Annotated in this window: 27 protein-coding genes and 5 tRNA genes; all 32 read right to left on the bottom strand. The window is 51.6% G+C overall.

Going from position 1 to position 25,592, the window contains the following annotated elements; genetic code table 11:
• Nucleotides 1-120: 120 nt before the first annotated feature.
• The 32 genes from C7E10_RS11160 to C7E10_RS11005 all read right to left on the bottom strand — a co-directional run bounded on the left by C7E10_RS11160 (nucleotide 121) and on the right by C7E10_RS11005 (nucleotide 25,436).
• The gene (locus tag C7E10_RS11160; protein ID WP_231086586.1) at nucleotides 121-1,152 is read right to left on the bottom strand and encodes a mechanosensitive ion channel family protein; all 1,032 of its coding nucleotides are present in this window, start codon (nucleotides 1,150-1,152) and stop codon (nucleotides 121-123) included.
• Between the two features lie 141 nt (nucleotides 1,153-1,293).
• Nucleotides 1,294-2,400 carry an MBL fold metallo-hydrolase gene (locus tag C7E10_RS11155; RefSeq protein ID WP_105327338.1) on the bottom strand — a complete coding sequence of 369 codons (1,107 nt, stop codon included), beginning with the start codon at nucleotides 2,398-2,400 and terminating at the stop codon, nucleotides 1,294-1,296.
• A gap of 136 nt (nucleotides 2,401-2,536) precedes the next feature.
• A complete protein-coding gene (locus C7E10_RS11150) occupies nucleotides 2,537-3,370 on the bottom strand; it encodes a pyridoxamine kinase (RefSeq protein ID WP_105327337.1) in 834 nt (277 codons plus the stop codon).
• Between the two features lie 223 nt (nucleotides 3,371-3,593).
• A tRNA-Leu gene (locus tag C7E10_RS11145) sits at nucleotides 3,594-3,682 on the bottom strand.
• 13 nt (nucleotides 3,683-3,695) lie between these two features.
• Nucleotides 3,696-3,769: transfer RNA gene (locus tag C7E10_RS11140), tRNA-Cys, on the bottom strand.
• An 8-nt stretch (nucleotides 3,770-3,777) separates the two neighbouring features.
• Nucleotides 3,778-3,852: transfer RNA gene (locus tag C7E10_RS11135), tRNA-Gly, on the bottom strand.
• 7 nt (nucleotides 3,853-3,859) lie between these two features.
• Nucleotides 3,860-3,935, bottom strand: a tRNA-Phe gene (locus C7E10_RS11130).
• A gap of 4 nt (nucleotides 3,936-3,939) precedes the next feature.
• Nucleotides 3,940-4,016: transfer RNA gene (locus C7E10_RS11125), tRNA-Asp, on the bottom strand.
• A gap of 112 nt (nucleotides 4,017-4,128) precedes the next feature.
• Nucleotides 4,129-4,812, bottom strand: coding sequence for a hypothetical protein (locus tag C7E10_RS11120; RefSeq protein WP_105327336.1), 684 nt, complete (start codon nucleotides 4,810-4,812; stop codon nucleotides 4,129-4,131).
• Nucleotides 4,802-5,509, bottom strand: a complete 708-nt coding sequence (gene thyX / locus C7E10_RS11115) for an FAD-dependent thymidylate synthase (protein ID WP_105327335.1) — start codon at nucleotides 5,507-5,509, stop codon at nucleotides 4,802-4,804. The genes C7E10_RS11120 and thyX overlap by 11 nt, the downstream gene beginning before the upstream one ends.
• A gap of 1 nt (nucleotide 5,510) precedes the next feature.
• The gene (locus C7E10_RS11110; RefSeq protein ID WP_105327334.1) at nucleotides 5,511-5,987 is read right to left on the bottom strand and encodes a Mini-ribonuclease 3; all 477 of its coding nucleotides are present in this window, start codon (nucleotides 5,985-5,987) and stop codon (nucleotides 5,511-5,513) included.
• Nucleotides 5,984-7,432, bottom strand: coding sequence for a cysteine--tRNA ligase (gene cysS / locus C7E10_RS11105; protein WP_105327333.1), 1,449 nt, complete (start codon nucleotides 7,430-7,432; stop codon nucleotides 5,984-5,986). Before cysS ends, C7E10_RS11110 begins: the two co-directional genes overlap by 4 nt.
• Before the next feature lie 14 nt (nucleotides 7,433-7,446).
• Nucleotides 7,447-8,934 carry a glutamate--tRNA ligase gene (gene gltX / locus C7E10_RS11100; RefSeq protein ID WP_105327332.1) on the bottom strand — a complete coding sequence of 496 codons (1,488 nt, stop codon included), beginning with the start codon at nucleotides 8,932-8,934 and terminating at the stop codon, nucleotides 7,447-7,449.
• Between the two features lie 28 nt (nucleotides 8,935-8,962).
• Complete coding sequence (gene ispD / locus C7E10_RS12420) at nucleotides 8,963-10,144, bottom strand: 2-C-methyl-D-erythritol 4-phosphate cytidylyltransferase (RefSeq protein ID WP_105327331.1); 1,182 nt, start codon at nucleotides 10,142-10,144, stop codon at nucleotides 8,963-8,965.
• 12 nt (nucleotides 10,145-10,156) lie between these two features.
• Nucleotides 10,157-11,266 (bottom strand): PIN/TRAM domain-containing protein, encoded by a 1,110-nt coding sequence (locus tag C7E10_RS11090; RefSeq protein WP_105327330.1) that lies wholly within the window; start codon nucleotides 11,264-11,266, stop codon nucleotides 10,157-10,159.
• Between the two features lie 138 nt (nucleotides 11,267-11,404).
• Nucleotides 11,405-11,884, bottom strand: a complete 480-nt coding sequence (locus C7E10_RS11085; RefSeq protein WP_105327329.1) for a CarD family transcriptional regulator — start codon at nucleotides 11,882-11,884, stop codon at nucleotides 11,405-11,407.
• Nucleotides 11,885-12,036: 152 nt separating this feature from the next.
• A complete protein-coding gene (gene radA, locus C7E10_RS11080) occupies nucleotides 12,037-13,407 on the bottom strand; it encodes a DNA repair protein RadA (RefSeq protein ID WP_105327328.1) in 1,371 nt (456 codons plus the stop codon).
• A gap of 2 nt (nucleotides 13,408-13,409) precedes the next feature.
• Nucleotides 13,410-13,844, bottom strand: coding sequence for a CtsR family transcriptional regulator (locus tag C7E10_RS11075; RefSeq protein ID WP_105327327.1), 435 nt, complete (start codon nucleotides 13,842-13,844; stop codon nucleotides 13,410-13,412).
• A 206-nt stretch (nucleotides 13,845-14,050) separates the two neighbouring features.
• Nucleotides 14,051-15,010, bottom strand: coding sequence for an epoxyqueuosine reductase (locus C7E10_RS11070; RefSeq protein WP_105327326.1), 960 nt, complete (start codon nucleotides 15,008-15,010; stop codon nucleotides 14,051-14,053).
• A gap of 12 nt (nucleotides 15,011-15,022) precedes the next feature.
• Entirely contained in the window at nucleotides 15,023-15,601 is a 579-nt protein-coding gene (locus C7E10_RS11065; RefSeq protein ID WP_105327325.1) for a TetR/AcrR family transcriptional regulator, read from the bottom strand.
• A gap of 412 nt (nucleotides 15,602-16,013) precedes the next feature.
• A complete protein-coding gene (locus tag C7E10_RS12250) occupies nucleotides 16,014-17,030 on the bottom strand; it encodes an IS3 family transposase (RefSeq protein WP_200820170.1) in 1,017 nt (338 codons plus the stop codon).
• On the bottom strand, nucleotides 16,981-17,349 hold the full coding sequence (locus C7E10_RS12245; RefSeq protein ID WP_105325519.1) for a transposase: 369 nt from the start codon (nucleotides 17,347-17,349) through the stop codon (nucleotides 16,981-16,983). Before C7E10_RS12245 ends, C7E10_RS12250 begins: the two co-directional genes overlap by 50 nt.
• Nucleotides 17,350-18,180: 831 nt before the next feature.
• Complete coding sequence (locus tag C7E10_RS11050) at nucleotides 18,181-18,753, bottom strand: hypothetical protein (protein WP_105327324.1); 573 nt, start codon at nucleotides 18,751-18,753, stop codon at nucleotides 18,181-18,183.
• Between the two features lie 120 nt (nucleotides 18,754-18,873).
• Entirely contained in the window at nucleotides 18,874-19,233 is a 360-nt protein-coding gene (locus tag C7E10_RS11045) for a hypothetical protein (protein ID WP_105327323.1), read from the bottom strand.
• Nucleotides 19,217-19,534 (bottom strand): hypothetical protein, encoded by a 318-nt coding sequence (locus tag C7E10_RS11040; RefSeq protein WP_200820224.1) that lies wholly within the window; start codon nucleotides 19,532-19,534, stop codon nucleotides 19,217-19,219. Before C7E10_RS11040 ends, C7E10_RS11045 begins: the two co-directional genes overlap by 17 nt.
• A 44-nt stretch (nucleotides 19,535-19,578) precedes the next feature.
• A complete protein-coding gene (locus C7E10_RS11035; protein ID WP_105327322.1) occupies nucleotides 19,579-19,902 on the bottom strand; it encodes a hypothetical protein in 324 nt (107 codons plus the stop codon).
• Complete coding sequence (locus C7E10_RS11030) at nucleotides 19,887-20,570, bottom strand: hypothetical protein (protein WP_146109067.1); 684 nt, start codon at nucleotides 20,568-20,570, stop codon at nucleotides 19,887-19,889. The genes C7E10_RS11035 and C7E10_RS11030 overlap by 16 nt, the downstream gene beginning before the upstream one ends.
• Complete coding sequence (locus C7E10_RS11025) at nucleotides 20,551-21,531, bottom strand: radical SAM protein (protein ID WP_105327320.1); 981 nt, start codon at nucleotides 21,529-21,531, stop codon at nucleotides 20,551-20,553. Before C7E10_RS11025 ends, C7E10_RS11030 begins: the two co-directional genes overlap by 20 nt.
• Nucleotides 21,528-22,370, bottom strand: coding sequence for a hypothetical protein (locus C7E10_RS11020; protein WP_234997697.1), 843 nt, complete (start codon nucleotides 22,368-22,370; stop codon nucleotides 21,528-21,530). The genes C7E10_RS11025 and C7E10_RS11020 overlap by 4 nt, the downstream gene beginning before the upstream one ends.
• Complete coding sequence (locus C7E10_RS11015) at nucleotides 22,348-22,764, bottom strand: hypothetical protein (protein WP_105327319.1); 417 nt, start codon at nucleotides 22,762-22,764, stop codon at nucleotides 22,348-22,350. Before C7E10_RS11015 ends, C7E10_RS11020 begins: the two co-directional genes overlap by 23 nt.
• A gap of 585 nt (nucleotides 22,765-23,349) precedes the next feature.
• Entirely contained in the window at nucleotides 23,350-24,462 is a 1,113-nt protein-coding gene (locus C7E10_RS11010; RefSeq protein WP_105327318.1) for a radical SAM protein, read from the bottom strand.
• Nucleotides 24,463-24,464: 2 nt separating this feature from the next.
• Nucleotides 24,465-25,436: a hypothetical protein gene (locus tag C7E10_RS11005; protein WP_105327317.1), complete on the bottom strand. Its 972-nt coding sequence runs from the start codon at nucleotides 25,434-25,436 to the stop codon at nucleotides 24,465-24,467.
• Between the last annotated feature and the right edge of the window lie 156 nt (nucleotides 25,437-25,592).

Here is a 25,592-nt window from a genome sequence, read left to right as displayed (position 1 = left end):
GTTTACGTTTACTTTTTACGATACATACTTTCTGTTTTATATTGTATTTAAAATTGTCTTCTGCCTTTTCCGCAGCAACAAAAAAAAAACACGGTTAGTCCCGCATCCTTTCTGCTTCCGCTAGTCCTTCCGGACCAGCAGGTGAATATTCTCTTTTTTGAACACCGTATAGATTTTCTTGATGAATTCGTGCTTGATGACGGCTTCGTCCACGATGTTGCGGATTCGCAGCACCACGTTAAAGGTAATGCCGTAGTCCCCCATATTGGTGTAGCGCACCAAGGGCTGAAAGCCTTTGACACCGCTTTCGCTGCCGGCCAGAATTTCCCGGGCCACGGCCAAGGACACGTCCTCCACCTTTTGCAGGTCGTTGTCGTAGGTGATGGTCAGGGGAATGAAAATGGTGCATTCCGCCAGGGGCTGCTCGTAGTTGGTCAGGGTGGCCGAGGCGATGCTCTTATTGGGGACAATCACCGTATTGCCGGTGCTGGTACGGATGGTGGTGTTGCGCCAGTTCATGTCCGTGACCCGGCCGGATTCCCCGCTGGCCAGGCGGATATAGTCCCCCATGTGGACCTGCTTGGACAGCAGGGTAGTAATCCCGGAAAACAGGTTAGCCAGGGTATCCTGGAGGGCCAGGGCGGAAGCCAAGCTCCCGGCGCCCAGTGCAGTCAGCAGCGGCGAAATGGAAATGCCGTAGGAGCCCAGGATAAAGATGATTCCCACCATGTACACGCCCAAGTCCACAATGGTGGTAAGAATGGACGTAGAGGCCGATTCGTTGCCGCTTTTGGACAGCTTGCTCTTGAGATACGAGGACAGCAGATGGGCAAAGAAAAAGGTGACTGTGATAATCACCAGGCTGTGGTAATGCCGCTCCAGCATGCTCTTTACAAAGGGCGGCAGGTTCAGGATGCCCTTGGTCAGCTGAATGCCCGTAAGAATCCCCAAAAGGGTGGGCATGAACCGGAAGGTGGTCCGCCAGCTTTCCCGCTTGACCCGGGTAAACCGGGTCAGCACCTCAATGAGCCCCCGGAACACCCAGTGGAGGATAAAAATCCCGATGGCAATAAAAATAAAAAAGGCAATCAGATGCACATGGGGGCCGCCATGCTTCAGCTCCCGGGAAAACATATTGATGTAATAGTCCACGCTTTGTCCGCTCCCCTGCAGCCGTATTGGGCTGCTCACAGGGCCCCTGGGGCCCCGTGTTTCGATATGATAACGTTCTTTATCATAGAGCGGCCGGTAACAAAAAGCAAGAGGAGAATAGAAAAGTTCAAAATTACCGCATCACTTCATATTTTCCCACCAGCGGGTGAATTTCTGTCCCGTGTCCCCTACCCGGACCAGCTCCCCAATTTCCGGGGTGGCCAGGTAATAGGGCTTTCCTTTGGCAGCTGCGGTAATCCGCTTGTAGGGTTCGTCCCAGCTATGCATGGACAGGGGGTATTTGCCGTTGTGGCAGGGCAGCACTTCCCGGGCGCCCAGGTCCACCCCGGCCTGAGCCGTTTCTTCCGGCATCATGTGCACGGAGGCCCAGTTCTCGTTGTACTGGCCGTCTTCCAAAATGGCCAGGTCAAAGCCCCCGAACTGCTGCCCAATCCGCTTGAAGCGGCCGTCGTAGCCCCCATCCCCGCTGTAGAAGACCTTCTTCCCAGGGGTGATAAAGGCAAAGCCCGCAAACAGGGTCTGGTTTTTGTGGAGCAGCCGGCCGGAGAAATGCCGGGCAGGCAGCACCCAAACGGTGAGCCCCTCATCAATTTTCACCGGGGTGTTCCAGTCTTCCTCGGAAATCTTGGCAAGGGGATACCCCCACTTTTCGTAGTAGCCCCCGTTGCCCAGGCCGGTAACCACATGCTTTACCTTGGGCTCAATAGCCCGGACAAAATCGTAGTCCAGGTGGTCCCAATGGTCGTGGGACAGCACCATCACGTCAATGCCGTCCGGAATATCCTCCGGCCCGTACACATTGCTGCCGTCAAAGGCTTTGTCCACAAAGGGCACCGGAGAAGCATAGGTGGCGGCAATGGGGTCAATGAGGATTTTTTTACCCCCCAGCTGCATATAGAAGGAGGAGTGCCCCAGCCAGACCACCACATCTTCCTTAGGGTCCAGTGCCTTCAAATCCGTCTTCTGGGTGACCATGGGCCCTGGGGGTATGGTCTTACCCGGGGTGGGGAACAAAAACTCCTTCCAGAAGGACCAGGAGGGCGTCACCGGGGTATGGGGCGTCTCCGGCACAAATTGGCCGTTCACATAATGGGGCGAAGCTTCTATCCGGGCCTTCCGCTCCGGGGTCATCAGGGGATCCATTTGGGGCTGGTTCACAAACCAGTAGCCAAAGACGCCCACTGCAGCCACCAGGGCTGCCGTACATTTCAGCAAAGTCTTTACCATACAGTCTGCTCCTCACATTTTGACATAGTAGTGTTTTTGGCCCCTCTCCAAGGGCCTGGAACTTTCCACATAACAAAAATTCCACGGGACCGCAAAGGTTTCCCGTGGAAAATACAGATGCATTTGGAGTTTTGCTTTAGAGTTTCAGCAGCAGGGGCAGCTTGTCTTCCAGCTGGACACCTTCCCGGGGATCCTTGCCAGAATCCAGGGTGCTTTGGATGACCACTTCCAGGAAGTCAGCGGCAATCTTGGCGCTTTCTTCCAGGGACTTGCCCTTCAGGATGCAGCCGGTAACCACGCTGGTGAATACGTCCCCGGTGCCGCAGGTGCCAAAGGGAATCCGTTTCACCACATAGGAGTGGTACCCCACTTCCCCGGCGCTTTGGCTGACCACCTGGATTTCGTCCGGCTTGCCCGGCACGGAGGTGATAATCACCTGTTTGGGTCCCAGATCCAGCAGTTTCTGGCACAGGTCCTGGATTTCCCGTTCCGTTGGCGTCCGGTCCAGCCAGGTGGTGCCGGTCAGCAGACAGGCTTCCGTATAGTTGGGGGTAATCAAGGTAGCTTCTGCCACCAGCTTGCGCATTTCTTCCACCATGGTCTGGTCAAAGACCACGTACAGCTTGCCGTCATCAGCCATGGCAGGGTCCACCACTACCAGCTGGCCGTCCTTGGCAAAGCGGCGGATGGCGTCCCGGACCAGAGCGGTCTGGGCGGCATTGGCCAAGAACCCGCTGTAGATGGCGTCAAAATGCAGGTTCAGCTTTTCCCATTGGTCCATCATAGGGTTCATGTGACTGGTCAGATCCGTATTATAGAACTCCCCATAGGTCAGGTTGTTGCTATAGAGGGCCGTGGGGAACGGGTTCACCTGGCTGCCCAGGGCAGAAATCACAGGCATGGCAGCAGTCAAAGAACAGCGGCCAAAGGAACACAGATCATGGATGGCAAGTACACGTTTTATGGTCATGGATATCAATCTCCTCTAAGCTTGGAATGATTCCATTGTACAATGACCGGGCCGGAAATAAAATGCACAGTTTCCAGGGAAAATTACCAGAAATTGTCACGTAAAACAAAGTTGCTGCCTACTCTAAGAAAACATTGTCCAAAAACACGCATTTTCCAAAATTGTACCTATAACAAAAAACAGGCTCCCACCTTGGAAGTCTGTTTCAGTGTTTATATAATAATGGTGCCGGGGACCGGAATCGAACCGGTACGGAGATCACTCTCCGAGGGATTTTAAGTCCCTTGCGTCTGCCAGTTCCGCCACCTCGGCGAAAATACAAAATTGGAGGCGACACCCAGAATCGAACTGGGGATAAAGGTTTTGCAGACCTCTGCCTTACCGCTTGGCTATGTCGCCTTAAAAAATGGAGCGGAAAACGAGATTCGAACTCGCGACCCCCACCTTGGCAAGGTGGTGCTCTACCACTGAGCTACTTCCGCTTAAAAATGGTGCCTCAGCGCAGAATCGAACTGCGGACACAGGGATTTTCAGTCCCTTGCTCTACCAACTGAGCTACCGAGGCATGTTGGCGACCCAGGACGGACTCGAACCGACGATCTCCGCCGTGACAGGGCGGCATTCTAACCAACTGAACTACTGGGCCGTTGCAGCTTTGCATTTGTTATCGTGCGTTGCCGACTTTGTTAGTATACGGTATTTTGCCAAATCTGTCAAGCATTCTTCCAAACTTTTTTTATTTTTTTTTGGAATTTTTTTCAGAGGGTATGATCGGCCTCTGTCACCCACTGCAAGGTTGGCTCCAGATGGGCCTCCAGAGCCTCCTGGAGCTCTTTCAGGCTATAGCTGTCAAACTCCGAGGTGGCGTGGAATACCCCGCCAATCTTCACTTCTCCAAAAAATTGGTTGCGCAGCCGATTGTACATGATGATCAGCTGGTCCTTGCGGTCAAAGTCCGTATAGTCAATCAGGATAATGGAACCGTTGATATGGTCAATGGCCTTGTCCGGACGGATATACAGTTCAAAGGAGCCGATTTGCTTCGGCAGCTGTTTGCCGTATTCCCACTCCGGCAGGTGTTTGGCCTCCACCATCTCCCCCAGGTTGACGCTGGTAGGGTCCTCCATGCTTTGCAGCACCGAGGGCAGGTACTTTTTCACTTTTTGGGCAAAGATATCCCGTTCCTTGTAGATGAACCGGATATCCCGATAGGTATTCATGCCCATGGTGCGTACCAGGATGTAATCAAAGGTTTCCGTGGTATAGGTAATATCCAGGGTAGCCCGGAGCTCAGGGGCCTCATAACGGCAAATATACAACACCTGGCCGTCAATATAGTCCGTGAGCTTCTTGGTAAAGGCACCAATCTGGTCCGGTAGGTCCAGAATCAGGTCCCACTGCCGCACTTCTTCCTGGATTTCGGTAATGGCTTTATACCCCATGCTGCTGTTCCTTGGCGTCTTCGGCCAGAAGTTTTTCCAGGCGGCCGCAGCTCATTTTGCCTTCATGGCAAACCCGCTGGGTCACGCAGGTAGGACCGGCCACAGCAAAGAGCAGGGGTGCCGCCTGACGTGCTTCAGCCAGCATAAGATTGGCCAGTGCCCGGATTTCCCACTGGGCCCGGTTGCAGCAGCGAAGCTCAAAGAAATGCAGCAGGCTGCGGGCATTCATGGTGACCACAATCTTGGTTTCCGTGGCGTTGGGCAGAATGTACCGGGCGTCTTCTGCAGGAATGCCGGCTTCCGTCCATTCGTTGTACAAATCCTGAATCCGTTGGCACAGGTCATCAAATTGTTTTTTATATTCCGGTTTTGCCGCCAGGGAAGGAGGCAAAATGGTTTCAAAATCATGTTCCTTCACATAGCGCTGGGACTGCTGGGAATAGGAAGCCAGGCGGTGGCGCACCAATTGGTGGGTCAGTACCCGGGATACCCCTTCGATGGCAAAGGTAAAGCTTACGTGCTCAAAGGTAGAAGTATGCCCCATTTCCCGCAGCCGCTTAATCAGTCCCGCCACCTGCTTGTCGGTCATGGTTTCTTCCAGTTCCTGGGCCCCAATGGGCGAATAGCACAAATGGGCGCTCATGGCAACGGTCCGATCCGGTTCCGGCGTATAGCGGATTAATTTACAGCTGATCATTTTATTTTCCTTTCTTTGCTTTTCTTTCGTCCAGCATGGCTTCCTGAATCAAAAGAAAAGAACGGTGCATGATGTCATCCAGCCGTTCCTTCTGCTGGGTCAGATACAGATATCCCAAAAGGGCCTCAAAAGCGGTACCCTGCCGGTATTCCCGGACACTGGCGCTTTTGGGCACGGTGGATTTGGTATTTCTCCCCCGCCGGGCAATCTGTTCTTCCTCGTCCGAAAGATCCCCCTCCAGAGCATCCATGGCTTTGGCCTGCATCACAGCCGATACCATGCGGGAAGCCAGTTCGTGGAGCACCTGCACATGGGACGAAGCCGGCGTCAGCCGCAGCCGCACGTACAGGGAGAACACAGCGTCCCCGATGTAGGCCAGGACCACCGGGTGCAATAATTTAGGGTCCTGAACCGCCAACTCCTCCGAGCAGACGGTCAGGACATGATCTTTCATTTTCTGGTATTGTTCAAATTTCACTTTCTCTTCCACCGCACGCCTTGGGGCGTATCTTCCAAAATGATTCCCTGGGCTGCCAGTTCGTCACGGATGGCATCGGCTTTGGCGAAATCCCGGGCTTTCCGGGCAGCTTGTCTTTCCTCAATCTTGGCAGCAATGGCAGCTTCTTCGTTAGTGACGGCGCCGCCTTCCTGCCCTGCTGCCGGTACATCTTCCAGAATCCCAATGATATCGGCCATTTCTCTCCAGACCTTGTGAATCTGGTCCACCAATTTGCCGTCCGGCTTCTTGGTGCCGGCCAGGATGGCGTTGTGGTAGACGTTGATTTCCTTGGCCAGGGCAAACTGGTAGCTGATGGCCAGGGAAGTATTGAAGTCGTCGTTCATGGCGTCCATAAAGCCCTGGCGGATTTCTGCCACCTTTTGGCCCAGGGCCAGGCTCTCGGCGTCAGGACCAGCGTTAATCTGGGCTTCGATTTCCTTCAGGTTGTTTTGGGCCGTGCGCAGCCGTTCCAGGCTCCGTTTGGCTTCTTCCAGCCGTTCATCGCTGAAGTCCAGTGGACTGCGGTAATGGGTATTCAGGATGAAGTAACGGACCACTTCCGGTTCGTATTCCTTCAGAATATCCAGCACGGTCATAAAGTTGCCCAGGGACTTGGACATTTTTTCGGAGTTGATGGTAATAAAGCCGTTATGGACCCAGTAGCGGACAAAAGGATGGACGCCGGTGGCCCCTTCGGATTGGGCGATTTCGTTTTCATGGTGCGGGAAAATCAGGTCGCTGCCGCCCCCATGGAAGTCCAGGGTGTTGCCCAGGTACTTGGTGCTCATGGTAGAGCATTCAATGTGCCAGCCCGGCCGGCCTTTGCCCCAGGGGCTGTCCCAGGAGGGTTCGCCGGGTTTGGCGGCTTTCCACAGGGCAAAGTCCATGGGATTTTCTTTCCGTTCGTCCACGTCCACCCGGGCGCCGGCCAGCATATCTTCCAGATTCCGGCCGCTGAGTTCGCCGTAGTGTTCGAACTTTTCTACCCGGTAGTACACGTCCCCGTCCACCACATAGCCGTAGCCGTTGGCAATCAGGGCTTCCACCGTCTTGATGATGTCAGGAATGTGTTCGGAAACCCGGGGGTAAATGTGGGCCCGTTTCACATGGAGCTTGTCCATGACTTCAAAATAGGCTTTGATGTACCGGTTGCAGATGGTATCCCAGGTAACCCCTTCCTTGTTGGCTTCCCAGATAATCTTATCGTCAATATCCGTGAAGTTCTGCACATGGGTCACATCGTAGCCCTCATGCTCCAGGAAGCGGCGAATCACGTCCCACACCACAAAGGGGCGGGCGTTGCCAATATGGGGATGGTTGTAGGGAGTTACGCCGCAGACGTAAATCTTTACCTTGCCCGGTTCCAGAGGAACGAATTCCTCCTTTTTCCGGGTCATATCATTATAAACACGCAGAGTGCTCATAGTTTCTCCTTTCGTTACAGGCTGATGCCGGCTTTTTTCAGGCTGGCCTGGATGCGCTTGGTCACCCGTTCAGCGCCCAAAAGCGGAATCATTTCGGCTAGTTCCGGACCATGCTGGTTGCCGGTCAGGGCTACCCGCACAGGCATGAACACGAATTTGCCGCCCAGCTTGGTTTCTTTCTGTACCGCTTTGAACATGGCCTTTACGCTGGCGTGGTCCAGGGTTTCTGCAGCCTGGAGTTTGGCCAGGAAGGAAGCGATAACCGTAGGAACGGTTTCGGCCTTCAGGGCATCTACTGCATGAACGCCCTTTTCTTCGTCCACTTCAAAGTCAAATTCATCGTTGAAGTACATTTCTACGCAGCCAGGAATCTGGGCACCGTATTCAGCCTGGTCCTTGGCAGTGAGGATGACCTTATTCAACCATTCAGCCTTGTCACCGGTTTCTTCCCCGGTCATATAGCCAGCCTGGATCATGAAAGGTTTGGCAAAGGCAATGTATTCTTCATCGGTCATCTGGCGCATATAGTGGGCGTTCAGCCAGTTCAGCTTTTCAATATCGAACACAGCCGGATTCTTGGCAACATGGGCCATATCGAATTGGGCAATCAGTTCTTCCCGGCTGAAGATTTCCTGTTCGGAATTGGGAGCCCAGCCCAACAGGGCCAGGAAGTTCACAATGGCATCGGGCAGGTAGCCCAGCTGTCTGTATTGGTCCACGGAAGTAGCCCCATGGCGCTTGGACATTTTCTTCTTGTCCTTGCCCAAAATCAGGGAAATGTGGCCAAACTTGGGTTTTTCAAAGCCCAGGGCATCGTACAGCAGCAGCTGCCGCGGGGTATTAGACAGATGTTCCTCAGCCCGGATAACCATATTGACTTTCATCAGGGCATCATCGATGACCACCGCATAGTTGTAGGTGGGAATCCCATCTTCCTTGACGATGATAAAGTCGCCAAGGCCGTCGGATTCGAAATGCACGTCGCCGCGCACCATATCATGGACCACAATGTCCTGGCCTTCCGGTACCCGGAACCGCACGGTGGGTTTCCGGCCTTCGGCTTCGTACTGGGCCCGCTGTTCCGGAGTCAGGTTCCGGCATTTGCCCATATAGCGGGGCATTTTGCCTTGGGCTTTCAGTTCTTCCCGTTCTGCTTCCAGTTCTTCCGGGGTACAGTAACAATAGTAGGCTTTGCCTTCCGCCAGCAGTTTATCGGTGTATTTCTTGTAGATGTCCAGCCGTTCCATTTGGCGGTACGGACCGTTGGGGCCGCCTACATCTACGCCCTCATCCCAGTCAATGCCCAGCCATTTCAGGGCGTTTTTGATATTTTCTTCCCATTCCGGTTTGGAACGGTCCTGGTCGGTGTCTTCAATTCTCAGCAGCATGGTGCCGTGGTTTTTCCGGGCTACCAACCAGTTGAACAGGGCAGAACGAGCGCCCCCAATATGGAACGGCCCGGTAGGGCTTGGTGCAAAGCGAACTTTCAAATTGTTATCCATGAATTCTTCCTCCCAAGTATGTAATAGATTATTGAATCAAACTGACCACGGCTTCGGCAGCGATACCTTCCCCTCTGCCGGTAAAACCGAGTTTTTCAGTTGTGGTTGCCTTGACGTTCACGTCTTCTGGAGCTAACCCCAGGTCAGCTGCCACGTTGGCCAGCATGGCCGGCTCGTAGGAAGCCAGCTTGGGCTTTTGGGCAATGATGGTGATGTCGGCGTTGCTGATCTGCCAGCCCCTCTCCTTCACCCGGGCCACCACGTCCGCCAGCAATTTGCGGCTGTCGGCGCCCAAAAACGCAGGATCCTGGTCCGGGTACAGCCGGCCAATGTCTCCCAGGCCCGCTGCCCCCAAAAGAGCATCCATCAGGGCATGGAGTGCCACATCCGCATCGGAATGGCCGTCCAGCCCCAGTTCATAGGGAATGGTTACCCCGCACAAAATCAATTTCCGTCCGGGCACCAGCCGGTGCACGTCGTACCCGGAACCCACGTGAAACTTCATGTTCTCAGCACCCTTTCCCTGCACCAGCCCCTCCGCCCAGGCAAGGTCGGAAGGCGTGGTGATTTTTTGGTTGTTGTAGGAGCCCAGCACCAGCGCCACCGGGTGTCCCAGGGCTTCTGCCAGGGACGCATCGTCCGTCACCGCCACCGGATGGGTTTTGGCGTAGGCGTAGCATTCCTTCAGCAGGGGCAGGGAAAAAATCTGGGGTGTCTGCACGGCCCACAGCTTGCTGCGGTCCAGGGTTTTCTCCACCTGTCCCCCAGCCTCCTGCTTGATGGTGTCCTTGCAGGGCACCGCCGCAATGGCCGCCCCGCTTTCCCTGGCAGCTTCCCACACCCGGCTAAACAGCTGGGCGTCCGCAAAGGGCCGTGCCCCATCGTGGACGGCCACCCAGGCTGGAGCATCAGGCAGCTGGTCCACGGCGTGGGAAACGGAATCCTGCCGCTCCTTGCCGCCAGTTACCACAGTGTAGGACAGGCCGGGGTACTGAGCCGCCGCATAGTGATCCAGCAGCTCCTTTGCCTGGGCTTCCTCCCCTGCGGCCACCGTGACCAGGACCTGGGCCACCCCAGGCACCTGGCTCAGCTGGTGCAGGTTGCGGACCAAGATGGGAATCCCGGCCAAATGGGCATAATTTTTATTATACCCCAATCCCAGCCGTTTGCCCATCCCCGCCGCAGCCACGATGATATAGAGTTGGTTCATATGCACCCGTCCTTATTTCAGTTTGGCAAAGACCATCCGGCCTGCAGAGGTTTGCAGCACGGAGGTAACAATCACCGGCAGGGTGGAGTTCACGGCTTTCCGGCCGCCTTCCACCACCACCATGGTGCCGTCTTCCAGGTACCCGATGGCCTGGCCGGGTTCCTTCCCGTCCTTGGCCAGATACAGCTGGATTTCTTCCCCCGGCAGCAGGGTCTGCTTCAGGGCATTGGCCAGGTCGTTGATGTTCAGGACTTTGACCCCCTGAATCTCTGCTACCTTGGCCAGGTTGAAATCATTGGTGGCCACAATGCCGTTTTTCTCCCGGGCCAGCCGGACCAGCTTGGTGTCCACCTCGGTGATATCATCATAATCCCGATCGCTGATTTCCACTTCCACCGCTTTGTTGGCTTGAATTTCCCGGACGATATCCAATCCTCTCCGGCCCCGGTTCCGCTTGAGCGTATCCCCGGAATCCGCAATTTTCTGCAGCTCCTCCAGGACGAACTTGGGAATGACCACCACGCCCTCCAGGAAGCCCAGACGGATTACCTCCAAAATTCTGCCGTCAATCAAAACGCTGGTATCAAGAAATTTATAAGTGCGGGAAACGTTCCGGTTATTGGCTTTCTTGGCGTTGTCCTTGTTCCGGGAAAACCACAGCCGGTTAAAAAATGAAATGATATCTGCGCGTTTGTTAAGCGCCACTTTGGCCCCTACCAGTGCACCCAGTATGCTGAAAATCAGGGAAATGTACGGCCCCACAATGGGCAGCCGGGAAAACGACGTTCCAAAAAGTGCGGCAACCACCAGGCCCAAAATCACGCCGATGGACAGCACAAAAATATCGCTGGTGGGCAAATCTCCCAAATACGTAGCCATGGCTTCCGAAAAATGCAGGATATTCCGGTTGATGGTAGGAGCGGCCAGCTTGCCAATATAGGCAAAAATCAGGACACCTGCCACACCCATGACCAGATCCAGGACGGTGACGCCCAAAAATCCCACTTTCAGGACTTCAACGCCAATATAATCCACCAAGATGCTGGAAACAAATTCCGACAGCAATACACCGATGACGGCAAAAACCAAAATGATGAGACATTTTGTAATTTTTTCAATCATTATTCTCACCTCCTTTATTTGACTTTATCCTTTTATTGTACTATAAGCCCCACTGAAAGAAAACAGAAAAAGGGAGATTGTCAAAGAAAAACCTTTTCTCAAACAATCTCCCTTTTTAAATTTGTAACGTTTTGCACATTATATAAATTGTTCCAGCCAGGCTTCGCTCTTTTGCTCATCTACGGATTCTACCAGCATCACTTCGCTGAGCAGAATCTGTTTGGCGGTGGTGAGCAGGCGCCGCTCCCCGGTGGACAATTTCTTGTCATTTTCCTGGACGGACAGGGTCCGGACCACATCGGCCACCTGGAAAATATCCCCGGTTTTCATTTTGTCTACATATAAATTGTAGCGGCGATTCCAGGTAATCTTCTTCATGACATTTTCCGGACGGGCTTTCAGCACATCTTCCACTTCCGGCATAACCTGTTTGTTCACTATAGGCCGCAAGCCAATTTTGTTAACATTCACTTCTGGGATCATGACTTTCATATCACTAAGCAACATATCTAAAATAAAATAATTCACGGGCCGACCATTGACTTGGCGCTTTTCTACATCTTTAATCACGGCTGCACCATGCATGGGGTACAGTACTTTGTCTCCTACAGTAAACATCGAGCCTGCCTCCTTACCTACAGGATTAAAAAAAAATAAAACTTCAGCTCTTATAGTTTACCACAAAACCCCAGTTTAAGTCAAATTTTAGATTATAGCACTATAGCAATACATATGTCAACACGTTATTCCAAAGAAAACGGCCAAATTTCTCAGTCGCTATAGAAAGCTTGAATGGCTTCCTCTACGGAACCTGCTTCCACGATGCCGGCTGCCGGCAGCTTCTTCCCTTTGGGGAAGCTTCCCCGGGGCACAATGAACTTGCGGAAGCCCAGCTGGGCCGCTTCCCGGATTCTCCGGTCCACCATGCCCACCCGGCGCAGCTCCCCGGTCAGGCCCACTTCTCCAATGGCCAGTACCCCTGTGGGAATGGCCCGGTTCCGGTAGCTGGACACCAAAGCACCCAAAATGGCCAGGTCCGCCGCCGGCTCCTTGATTTTCATGCCTCCCAGGCAGCTGGCGTAGGCGTCCTGGTCGCCGAAATTCATGCCACAGCGCTTTTCCAGCACCGCCAGCAGCATATTCACCCGATTAAAGTCCACCCCTACCACCGTCCGGCGGGGCAGGCCAAAGGGCGTATGGCTGACCAGAGCCTGGATTTCTGCCAGGATGGGCCGATTGCCCTCCATAACGGCGGTAATCACCGAGCCCGGCACCGGCTGCTCCTTGGTTTCCAGAAACAGCCCGGAAGGATTGGACACTTCCTGGAGCCCATCCTCCTCCATGGAGAAGATACCGCACTCGCTGGTGGAGCCAAAACGGTTCTTCAGGGCCCGGAGCACCCGGTAGGTATAGGAACGGTCCCCTTCAAACTGGAGCACCACGTCCACCATGTGTTCCAGCAGCCGGGGACCGGCGATGTTGCCTTCCTTGGTTACGTGACCGATGATCACCACTGCAATGCCCGTTTCCTTGGCAAAGGTCAGCAGCTTGGCGGTGCACTCCCGCACCTGCCCCACACTGCCCGCAGCCGTTTCCAGCTCCTGGTTGTACATGGTCTGGATGGAGTCGATGACCAATAGTTCCGGCTGGCTCTGCCGGGCCTGGACCAGAATGGTGCCCAGCTCGGTGGCCGTCATGATTTGCAGACTGTCCGTGGCCTTGCCCAGCCGTTCGGCCCGCATGGCCGTTTGGGCTTCGGACTCCTCCCCGGACACATACAGGACCTTCTTGTGCCGGGCCGCCGCCTTCATGGACACGTCCAGCACAATGGTGGATTTGCCGATGCCCGGAGCGCCCCCCAGAAGAATCAGGGAGCCGGGAACAATGCCGCCCCCCAACACCCGGTCAAATTCCTGGATGCCGGTGGTCAGCCGTTCCACGTGGACCTTGGCCACCTGGCTGATGGTTTTGGGCACGGGCCGTTCCGCGGTCTGGAGGTAGGAGGGCCGCTGCTTGGTAGGCGCGCTGTCCACCTCCTCCACCAGGGAATCCCAGGTGCCGCATTCCGGACACTTGCCCAGCCATTTTACCGAAGAATAGCCGCAGTTTTGGCACACATAGCGGGTTTGGGTTTTAGCCACAGTTATTCGTCCTCCCGACTCAGTAGTTTGTAGGCCGTCTTCACCATATGCTGCTTATCCTTTTCGGACATATGGTCACCCAATACGGCCAAAAAGTATTCCAGCAGGCTGGCTTCCCGGTTGGTAATGAATTTGTGGGCCGCCAGGGCGTTGACCATCTGCCGGGCCGTCTGGGTTTCTGCCGGCGGCAGCAGCGCCTGGGTTGGCTCCTGCTGGGGCAGCCGGATAATCCGGATAAAACCGCCATTTCCCCGTTTGGATTCAACTTCGAACCCCCGCTCTGGGGTAAAGCGGGTGGTCAGTGTATAGGTAATCTGCGACGGGGCACAGGAAAGTTTCTCGGCCAGCTGGCTTCTTTTGACGTTTACGGCGTCTTGTTCATTGGCGAAAAGTTCGCTGATAATGAATTGTTCGATAACATCTGCTATATTCCGCATAGTAGGACCTCCTTTGTACTCTATTATATTTGACTTTTTGACATTTTGCAAATGTTTCGGCCAAAAAGTTACCCTTTTGCACAAATTTGCGTGAATTGTTTCCACAGCTTTGGTGAGAGTAAAGAAGCTGTGCCCCGGAATCGGCCCACGAAAAAACACCACCCAAAGGACAGCAGCCCCTCAGGTGGTGTTTCTTATAAAGTATTCTAGGCTCTTGCCTCGTTTTCCAGGCAGCGGGCGGCACAGGTGCGCAGAGTTCCTGTTTCCTCCGGCCGGATATGGTCTGCCATCAGGGGCACCACTTGTTCCACCAGAGCCTCAGGCGACGCCTGGAGCAGGTTTTCCGGCAGCAGCAGCTCTTTTGCCGCCTCCACCTCCGGCACCGGTTCCCCCTGCTGCCAATCCTGCCGGCAGTTGTAGGGACAGGCGTCCTGACAGGCATCACAGCCGCAAATCCAGGAGCCAAACTGCTCCGCCGTCAAATGGGGCGGCACCTGGCCCCCGCCAAAGGTGGTCCAAAAGGACACACAGGACAGGGGATTCATGGTGTAGGGCCCGCACAGGGCGTGGGTTTTGCAGGCGTTCTGGCAGGCCTTGCAGGTATCGGCGCAGGGCCTGAGATTGTGGCTTTCCCGGTACTCGCAGGAAACGTCAAGCAGGTACCCTTCCAGTTCATAATAGGAGCCCTTTTCCCCGTAGAAAAAATTGTTCTTGCGAAAAATCCCCAGCCCCGCTGCCACCGCCGCATACCGCAAGGGCAGGATCCGAGCCGGCAGGTGGGTTTCCCCACCCAAAAACCGCACTCCCTGCTCCGTCAGCCAGGCTTCAAAAGCCAGCTTCTGCTGGCGCTGGGGGCTGTCCGGCAGGGAATCCGCCGAAAGCAGAAAGGACTTGGCGTATTTGCCCTGGAGCTCCTTGGGAAAACGGTACTTGCCCAGCCAGTTGGTGCAGACCAGCACGCTTTTGGCCCAGGGATAATCCTCCTGCAACCGGGTAAACCCGCTAAGTCCCTGATACACCGCCTTGCTCTCCGGAATCTTGGCTTCCCGTTCCCGCAGCCTCTCGCCGTAGCCCTCTAGTGCAGAAAGGGGAATCACCCCGCAGTTGTCATAGCCATATTCCAGAGCCGCTGCATGAATGGCAGCTCCCGTTATGTTCTTTTCCATTGTTCCACCCTTCTAGCAATACTGCTTTCTATATTCCCGGTACACAGCCAGCAGCTGCTGTTCCATTTCCACCAGACGCTCCGGGTCCCTGCTCAGCCGAAACAGCAGCAGTTCCCCTTCGTAAAGGGCAAAGAGCCGGGCGGCCAAAGGCCCTGCCTGCTCCTGGGTCAGCCCCGATTGCAGGAGAACCTGTTGAAAAAGCCTTTGCAGCTCCTCCATCGCGGCCATATAGGTCTTTCCCAGTTCCGGATGGGAAAAGGCCACCTCCATGCCCACCACCGCAATAGGACAGCCATAATGCCTGCCGGCAGCCGCCCCCTCCTGCATGGGCTTCATAAACCGGGGAACAAAAGTCTCCCAAGCCGCAGCCTTTGCAAAGCCCTGGAGCCACTCAAAAACCACCCGGTGGTAATAGCCCACCACCGCTGCCGCCAGTTCCTCTTTGGATTTGAAATAAAAATAAAAGGACCCCTTGGTCAGCCCCGAGGCCTTCAAAATATCGCTTAAACCCGTTGCCTCATAACCATTGCGCCAAAACAAATCCCCAGCGCAGACAATGAGATGCTCCTTGCTTGCTTCCCCTTTTTTCATAGTATCCCTCCTCGCTTGTTATAAAATAAACCAATCGGTCTATTTTGTCAAGAAAGAAATTCCCATAAAAAAGCAGGAGCCAAAACGCAGCCTGACTGCTGCCCTGACTCCTGCCCTAAACCCGTTATTTCGTTTTCCGTACCAGCTCCAGCAGCCGGCCGAGAATATAAAACCCGCACAGGAACCATACCCCGTACCGCAGATATTGCTCCACCTCAGCGTAGTATATAGTGGCACGTTTGTCAAGACCAAAATCGATGAATTTCTAAATGTATCAGGCAGCAGACATTGCAGCATTGAGCAGCAGTGCCGGGAAGTAGCGCTCTGCTGGCGGGACGTTCCCGATGGCTGAGTGGCANCTCTATATAGTGGCACGTTTGTCAAGACCAAAATCGATGAATTTCTAAATGTATCAGGCAGCAGACATTGCAGCATTGAGCAGCAGTGCCGGGAAGTAGCGCTCTGCTGGCGGGACGTTCCCGATGGCTGAGTGGCAGCGCTGGAAGTTATACACGTTGATGTAGTTGCGGATGGCCTTGCGAGCCTCCCGGATGTTGCGGTACTGCGTGAGATAGGCTTCCTCATACTTGAATGTCCGGAACCACCGCTCAATCTTGATGTTGTCGGCCCAGCGGCTCTTGCCATCCATGCTCTGGCGGATCTTGTGTTCCTTGAGGAAAGCCTTGTACTCCTTGCTGGTGAACTGGCATCCTTGGTCGGAGTTGAGAATCTGCGGCTTTGCTATACGGAGCGCCTTCCTTACGGCGGCAATGACCATCCGGGTGTCCAGGGTATCGTCCACCTCCCAGCCAACAATGCAGCNGTACTCCTTGCTGGTGAACTGGCATCCTTGGTCGGAGTTGAGAATCTGCGGCTTTGCTATACGGAGCGCCTTCCTTACGGCGGCAATGACCATCCGGGTGTCCAGGGTATCGTCCACCTCCCAGCCAACAATGCAGCGGCTGTACCAGTCGATGATGGCTGTCAGATAAACGAAACCGTGCTCCAGGGGAATGTAGGTGATGTCGATGGACCATGCCTGGTTAGGCTGCTGAATATCCACATGCTTCAGCAGGTAGGGCATCACCTGCGCTTGTTGCTGCCGCTTGGAAAGGTTCATCTTCGGATAGATGACGTCGATGCCCATCTCGCGCATATAGCGAGCTGTCTTGCGTCGTCCGGCCTGATGCCCGAGGCGCTGCAGCTGCGAGGCCAGCTGCCTTGCGCCCCAGGCAGGATTGTCCGTGTGGAAACGATCGATGATGCGCTTGCATTCCAGCTCTTCATCTGATGGAGTGTTCTCTTTGGGGTGGTAGTATTGGCTTGTGCGGTTGACGCCGAGCAGCTTTGCTGCTTTCCGAAGGGAAAGCTCCTTGCACTCACTCCTCGAAAGGTTTTGGAGAATACTGTTTCTCGTAGTCCGGTCCAAGAATTTCCTCAGATTTTTTTTTCAACCAATCCACCTGCATGGTGAGTTGGCCAACTTTGCGGGCATAGGAGGCTTTCTCCTTCCGCTCGGTCTCGAGTTTTTGATTGAGGTTGTCCTCTCTGGAATCATCGAATATGATGCTTGCCTTGCTGAGAAACTCGTTCTTCCAGTTCCGCAAGAGGTTCGGCAGGATTTCGTTCTCAGCCGCCAGCGTGTTGAGGTCTTTCTCACCCTTGAGCAGCTCGATGACGAGATCGGATTTGAATTTCGACGTGAAATGACGGCGCGTGCGTGACATGATGATTATCTCCTTTTTCATTGATCGCCTCCAGTATACCACGAGATTCACATTAAGAAATAGTTTCGAAGTTGTCTTAATTCATAGTTCCATTATAAACTACCTTATTTCCTATAATTCTTTCAGAATAATTCCATTTTCCACTTTTATTATACATTATTTCCCCGGTTCATTGGTACTTATTAACCAATTCTGTATATGTCAACATTTTCTCAGTAGATCTGCATCAACTGTGCTAGTTCAGCCTGCGCAGGAAATTCCTCGCTAAGGACCAGCCAGCACTACCTAAAAAAACAGGTAGCTTTTTTCGTTCCTAATACTATAATGAAAATGAAGAAGGGGAAGGGCAGTGCCCTGTCCCTTGCTCTGTGTTAGCCTTTCAGATAAGCGATTATCGTAATTAATCCGGTCAAGATTGTAATTACATTCGCCGCTATCTGAAGGGCTTTTTCTATTTTTCCATTTGCTGGCAGTGCGGACTCAGTCTGCCAACAGTCCCGGGTGAGCCCCATCCTAGACCCGCTCTGCGGCCAGAGCGGGTCTTTTCCTTCCCCTTAACAGTGCGCGCCAAGCAGCACACTGTTAAGGAGAAGGCAATTGCGGCGCCAGCGCCGCAAAAAGCATGGCACCTTGTGCAGCTCCTTAATCCCCCCCATTCCCCACACGCAAAAAACAACCCCATCTGCAAGCAGATGGGGTTTCGCTTTTTTCTAAAGCACTATATCTTTGATTTGGCCAGCTGCCAAATCGTTCAATTCTAATGGCAGGAGTACTAGGCTATGTTAGTTAGAAGCGCATAACGACTTACTCTATTCGTCACCATGCCTGAAATAGGGAAAGAATAGGGAACGGTTACCACTCTGCAACAGAATAGGATAAGCTGCCGGCCTCAACCTTTTTTCCGGTACGGGTATAGACCATACCTGTCCATCTGCCAGCCTGGTAACCAGCACCTACATATGCTTTTCCACCTGCGGTCATAGCCCCCACTTTGATTTTATGATTCTTTGCCAGGTTGATTTTATAGACGTCTACCTTCTGCCGCTCTTTATCAGGTGAAATGACTGTTCGATCACTTTTCTCAGTGGCGGCTTTAGGCAATGCATCACTTTTCTTTTCGATGGCAGATGCAGTTTCTTTCGCTGCGGTTTGGATATCTGGTGCTGAAATATAGTAAGTGACATCTGGTCCTTTTCCACTGGACTGAATATGATAAATCTCTCGAGTAATTTCCTTTGCAGAATCTGGCCTGACAGTAAGATTTTTCTGCACTTTCTCCGGATCCTGCAGCTCCGTCGCTTCGATTATTTTCGGTTTTTTCTCACTTTTCTCTTTTTGCCATGCAAAAAGCACTCCAAACCATAGGGCTAAAATGCAGAGGCCGATTACAGCCACAACAGCCCGTTTTTTCATTTCCGGCTCCAAAAAATCGCCTCCTAAATTGAGATATGAAGTGTTTTCTGGTTGTTACACATATAAACTAATGCACAACATGAAAAATCCGCTCATATCTCAAAATAATGCGTATATCGAAGTTTTGTATTTTTATTCTTCAACAACGGTTAAAATTGCATCGTTGCCGGCTTCGATAATCATTTCCGCCAGCTCCACGCCATCTGCATTCTGCATCCTCAGGCATCCATACGTAGGTTCCCAGCCCTGGTAGTCTGCATAGGAATCATCAAGATCGCTGCCGCCACCATGGATGTCTCTGCCGCGGGGATCCCCGGAAGAAATATAGAAATTTCCGTATGCGGGGCCGTAAGCCCCATTGGTAATTTCAGCAGATACATGATAGTAAGTACCATCTGGTAAGCTGCCCCGAGGATCACCTTCAGCATTGTATCCAGGGATAAAGTCATCGTGGCAATCCCATTCCCCAATGACTTCATACTTTTCGTTCATCGCGAACATTTTCTGTTTGGATCTTTGAAACTGGATTTCTCGTAACATTAGATTGTCCCTCCTCAAAAGGATCCGGTACCCCATCCTTGTCTCTGTCATACAGGCATTTGATCAGCATACCGAACCCTGCTAAAAATTGCATGCCAGTCATGGTTACCAGCAACTCTTTCAGGGCAGGCAGGTCCACCTTGCCCTGGGCTCTCCAAAGGTAAACCCAGCCGGCAACGTATAAAAAGAAAATCAGCAGCACCAGGGAGATCAGCAATAAAATAAGCGCCCGAGGAAGTCCTCGAACGCTCATACGGTCCACCTTTCGCAATGCTTTTTGAACATGCTGTAAAATGGTCATTTTCTCACTTCGATATCTGGCAATGCCATAAACTCCTGATAAATTTTGTCCATGACTCCATTTTTACCCAGGCCGGCATAAGATGCATGCATAGCCTCAAAAGACCCTTTATCATCAGGTGCAGCATATCCCATCATGATATGAGCCTGATAAGCCTGCAGCATTTCATATCTCAAAAGACTTTGCAGTCCCTTTTTGATTAGCCGGTCTTCCTCTGCCGCCGCCTTCTTCTTGTCTCTATAAGTGCGGCATTGCCCCCAAAGATACCCGCCCACGGCCGGCACAATCGCTTCAATGAAAAATTTTAGAATTTCGTCCACTTTTTCGCTCCCAAGTCTATCATTCTGCCCACATACCTGGACCGAATATTTCCCACATAGGCCTGTTCCCCTGGAACATAAACCAGATCTATATGATTTACCCCAGGATTCAACCGTACAGCCTGTCCCCCATGATTAAAGTATAAGGGTTCATCCTTCCACAGTTTTGATTGCCACAGACGGCCTGTTATCAATAGGCGGTCATTTTCTTTTCGGATACGATATGGTATGAATGCCCAGGAATATTTTCGGTCTACGTAATGAAGGTCCTCATTCTTTTCATGATCATATCGGCGCCAATCCGTTACAGTGCTGTCCGGATCCCGGCACCCCTTAAAGCAGAAGATTTTAGTGAACACACCCCTCCTGGTTTTATCAATCTGTATGAAGCCACGAAGATGAAATGCTGCAAGAAATTGTGTAGGCGTCATACCAAATACCGTAAGCAATTCCCGGAAGTTAAATAAAACCATACTTCCTGACTGGCCAACCACATATATGGTAGATGTTTGGCTTTCCAAAGCATCAAATCTGATTTGGTGTTTTTCTCCACAATAATCAATAGCCAGTCCGGCCCCATCTGGCAACAGGTCAACAGTCAGTTTTTCCCCCTTACACCGAGGAATAGCATTGGGAAATATCACAATTTTACAATTGATCAATCGCATCTCCCAGCCTCCAAATGACGGATTTCTTGTCTGCCAGGTTCTGAAACCAGGAATAGAGGTCGAAATAAAAACCACATTCAAGCTCATGATCCAAGCTTTTGTGACAGCCTCCACCACACATTCCATACACGGGGCATTTTCTGCATTTAGGAAACATATAATCAATCAGTGCCGCCTGTTCTTCCAGCCATCTGCTTGTCAGATGTAAGTCTCTGATATATAAGCAGCTGACCGGCTTCCCATCAGGGCCTACCTTTTCTAAGCCTCTATGCACACAATAGGTCTCGCCATATTGATAATTTGCTTCCAACCGCTCAAAGAGTCCTCGAAAAAGAGGCACCAAAGCCCAATTGATAATGTCCTTGTTATATCCATCTAGTAGCTCTAAAATCAGTTCCTTCCATTGTCTTAGAATTAGTTGGTAATCCTCATGGGTCAATGCATAGGGGGCATTGTCCTGGGCTGTATGATGGACAATATGGGGGAAAAAGCCCAGAGGACGGCCAATAACTTTTTCTTTTTCAGCGAACCGTTGGAGAATTGCTCTAAAGTCTGTATTCCCGTGGTATATCGTTGTAGAGATTGCCAGTTTAGGATAATCCAGCAAGTGACTAAGAGGGTCATGACCCCTCACATCAAGGGGAGCGCCGTCATAACTTAGGCACAACAAAAAGTCATGCTGCCTGAAGTATGGCAGGTATTTATCTAAATCCACTCCGTTGGTAGCAATCGCAAAATGTGCTTTGGGGACCGTTTGTACGACTTTTTGGACCGTAGAAAAATATAGTGTAGGTTCTCCTCCCATGAATTTTACCTTTAGGGGCCCGTCTTTCTGTAATGCCTGCAGCCGCGCAAAAAAATCTGCCGGAAGCCCTTTCTGTTCATCGGCGCCCGCCTGTCTATGGCAGTAAGGACATTGAAGATTGCAGTGGCTGCCCAAATAAATCGTCACCTGTTTCATTGACTCGCCCCCAGAATCAAGTTATACTCATTCCATACTTCATACCAGCGCCGTCCGAGCTTTATCTTGATTTCTCCAGTAAATCCAAAAGGATACAGTCTGACTTTTGCCATACCATGATCCAGCCGTACCCTGGTGGCATTCAGCAAGCCGGCGCTACTTTGTATCATGACTTCTTCACAGTCTTCCTCACGGGTAAGCGCATCCCCATCAAAGTTGCCCTGATATTTATGGATCACCAAGTCAATATAGTCAGGATGATCGGATGGGCTCTCAATAGGGGTAACGAAATCTCCATCCATAACCAATCCTTTTCTATTGGCTTTCAGCATCCTGCCATTCACTTCAAGTGCATAGCTGTCCCACAAATGGAAACGGGGATGATCACCCGTTTCCAGTGCCTTGCTGGAATATGGGGCAAATTCATACCCACCGACAGCATCCACCTGAATTTCATCTTTATGAACACGGAAGACCCTCACGACTATATCCTGTTTAGTTGGGCTGATGATGCCCGTATCAATTTGCAGAACAGCATAGTCGCTATATAATTGGATGATATCAGCAAAATCCATTCGGATATCAACACCCAATCGACTTAGATCCAGAAATTTGTAGTCACTCTTATGAATTTTCCGGAAGGCCTTCACGGTTCCATACTCTTTATGTACCAGTACATAGGACGCATAGGAGCGCAAAGCCCTAACCACATCAAAGCCTAAGAGATTGCCAGTGTTATCAAGGATTTCTGCTTTGACATACATCCCGTCAAAGGACAGCTTCAGGCTGCCTCTGTCTCTAGGCACCTGAGCATCTTCATTCCACAGTACTTTCAGCATGGGTTTCCTCCTGGTTACAAATTCCATAACCATTCACAAAAATTCCGTGGCCATTTTTCAGAGTAATAACATACCCCTTCATAGTTTGTTCCGCTTTGTCAGGCGTGACGGTATCCCAATAACATGGAGCTTCGGCCTGATAAAGCATACAAGCCCTGGTAGGCTTTGTAACGCTCTTTCCTTCCAGTTTCCCATACCGTGTAGCAATTACGGTGTCCTTAGAAACCAAAAGCCCGGGATTATCCTTAAATCGTAGGATCTCCTGAGCTGTTTGTTCTTCAATAGTCAAAACTTCATCTGGCCTGTTGTTCAAGTTAATGACCATATCCCCGACTTTTACATTTTCTATGGGGACTGGCCCTTGATTTGTCAAGACTTTACCATTGATGATCATCGTTCCTCCTCATTTGCATTGTGACTGGCAACTCTGGGACTGGCAGCTCTGGCAGGATTGACATCTGGAAGTTTGGCACCTGCTCGTTTGGCAAGTTTGGCAACAATTGCTCTGGCAGCAGTTTCCGCTCGCACTGGTTTCCAGGTTATTGATGGCGGTTTCAATAGCTTGCAAGTCAGATGCGGTGATATTTGAATAGGCAGCCGCAGCCAGTCCATTTAGCTGGTCCGTTTTCTTCATACCTGTCGCCACATTCACCACAGCACTCTGGGCATCTGTCATAGTCTTTTTTAGAATAATATCTCCCTTTTCCATCAGCTATCGTCTCCATGGTCGCAGTCGGAACAATTACTACAGTTTCTTTGGCAGCTTTGGCAGCGCTGACAGCCTTGGCAGCCCTGGCAAGTGACGCTTTGGCAGGTTACGCTCTGACAGGTTTGGCAGTAATTGGTAAAGCCACAATTATCCACATTTTTTGCGTATCCTTCCAGTTTGGCAATAGCAGCCTGAATCTCACTGATATGGGATACAACAACTTTTTCCTCTTTGGCCACTGTTGTCCAGGACGTTTTCGTAATAGTCCCATTAGCACCCATCTTTGCCTCCCATGACCTTTTTCCCATAGGCAATAGCTGCATCCAGTACCGGTTGGAAAATAGCCTTTCGAAGCCTGCACATCCCGCTTTCCATATCCTTATTCTGAACCAGCTTACAGCCACCTCTGCAGTACAACATGGCTGGACATTTCATGCACTTTTCTCGCCTGCTGAATGTAGTCTCATGCTTTAATACTTCATTCAAATATTGAAAATACGGAGTGTAAATACTACCGCTTTTCTGGCTCACATTGTGACAATGGTATAAGTTTCCAGCCAAATCCATGTTCAAAATATTGTATCCGTTCCCACAAGGGCAGTACTGTCGGTTCCATATTTTCTTTTCTGGTTGGTTTACTCTTTGCAGGTTGCTGAAAATAGGTTCCATAAAAGCCCGCTCTGCTATTTTCATTTCAGCGCCCTCTGTTCGGAACTTCATGTATCGTTCTGTTATGACTGCTACTTCCTGGCTTACCCGGTCGAAGTCCATATCCACCAAGCTTTTATCCCCCAGTCCAGTATCAAGGATGGGATCAAATCCAAAAGTTAGAGGATATCCGTGGATATCAAAATAATCCTTACTCAAAGACTGAAAAGCGTCACAGCAATCCTGGGGATAAGTCATGGATGAAAGTACCGCACACACATTCAATGTATCCAACTGGAACAGCAATTCTCGGGTCCGGCTCCCTGGAGCAAAAACATCATAGCCCCGGGTATCTCGTACGTTTTTTCCATCCCAGGAGACAGCCACATGAAAATCATTCTCATTAAAAAAATCCACCATTTCCTGAGTGATAGCTTTCCCATTTGTAATAGTACTGAACCGAACATTTTTTAACCATTTCGTTTTGGATACTATTTCTTGTATTGCGGAAAAATAAATTAACGGTTCACCGCCAAAAAAATGTAGCCACAAAGGATGATCAGGGCCGTTCTCTTCTGCCACCTGCTCTATAAAAGGATAAATATCTGGATTGATGTGTCCAGTTAACCCACGCTCCACCAAAGGGTGCTGAAGACAATATTTGCAGTGCATATTACAGGAATTTCCCAGCATAATGAAAATCGTCCCTATCTCTCTTCTTAAAAAATTCCCCATAACTATCTCCTTACTTTGATTTTCACCAATCTCTGGCTTTCAAGGGTATCCGGCTGGACAATAACCCCTACCACTTGGTCATCTGGATCCCCTTCCTGCCAGGCACGGCCAACCCCAGGGGCAGAAGATACTACGACTTTAGTTCCTACTATCGCCTTCCCCACATATTTCACATGGACACGGCCAGCCAGGGCTATCGGAATATAGTAAGGGAGATTGTAATCCAGAATATCCATTCCGTCCGGTACCTGTAGACCACCAATGATTTGTGCAAATTCTTCAGTTTGAACACCTACTATGCATTTGCTCTGATTAGTAGCCTTGACGTACTGTTCCCTGGTACTGGAATCATCACAGGCAATAATATCTCCCGTTTCCGTAATGGCACCCCTAGCCCTTGGGAAAAATTCTGCATAGTCATTATAGACTGCATTGTAAACTTTGGTGGCCGTCAAAGTGCCAGATAAGGTAACATTTCCTTCAGTATCCGTAGCCACATAACGGCTGTCATTGGTTAATTGAGACGTTTTTGATGGGATTGTTGGCTTATCCCCTAAATCCTTATAACTGCCAGAGGTTGCCACAGCAGCCAGCGTTCCCCACTTTTTTGCAATGGCATCAGCGCTGGATGCAGCATTGCTGGCTGATGTAGCCGCGGCGTCTTTGCTGGCACTGGCCGCACTGGCACTGCTGGCCGCATTGGTTTCACTAGTTTTTGCCGCGGACGCACTGGACGCCGCTGCAGAGGCCTTGTTCGTGGCTGTCGTCTCGGATGCTTTGGCCGCACTGGCGCTGGCAGCCGCTGCACTGGCGCTAGTTGCCGCTGCCTTTTCACTGGCAGAAGTAGCTCCTGCCGATTTGCTGGCCGCAGTTGCAGCGTTGATTGCCGCCGTAGCATATGTTTTGGCCGTATATACATCGTCCGGGGCGTCCACAAACGTTGTGCTCAGAGTCCCGTTGATTGCATCACTCATTAAAAGGTCACCTCGTCTTCCACAATAAATTTAGCCCCATTCACAGCAGGGATCTGTTTACCATCACTTTGAATCACGACAACCTTATAGTTGTATATGCCATATGCTAGTCCATTGGTATCCGGCGGGACCAAAGTTACGATTCCCTGCCTTACT

It is taken from the genome of Acidaminococcus hominis, from assembly GCF_900291475.1.
GTDB lineage: Bacteria > Bacillota > Negativicutes > Acidaminococcales > Acidaminococcaceae > Acidaminococcus > Acidaminococcus hominis.
This window is presented reverse-complemented; position numbering and strand designations above follow the sequence as displayed.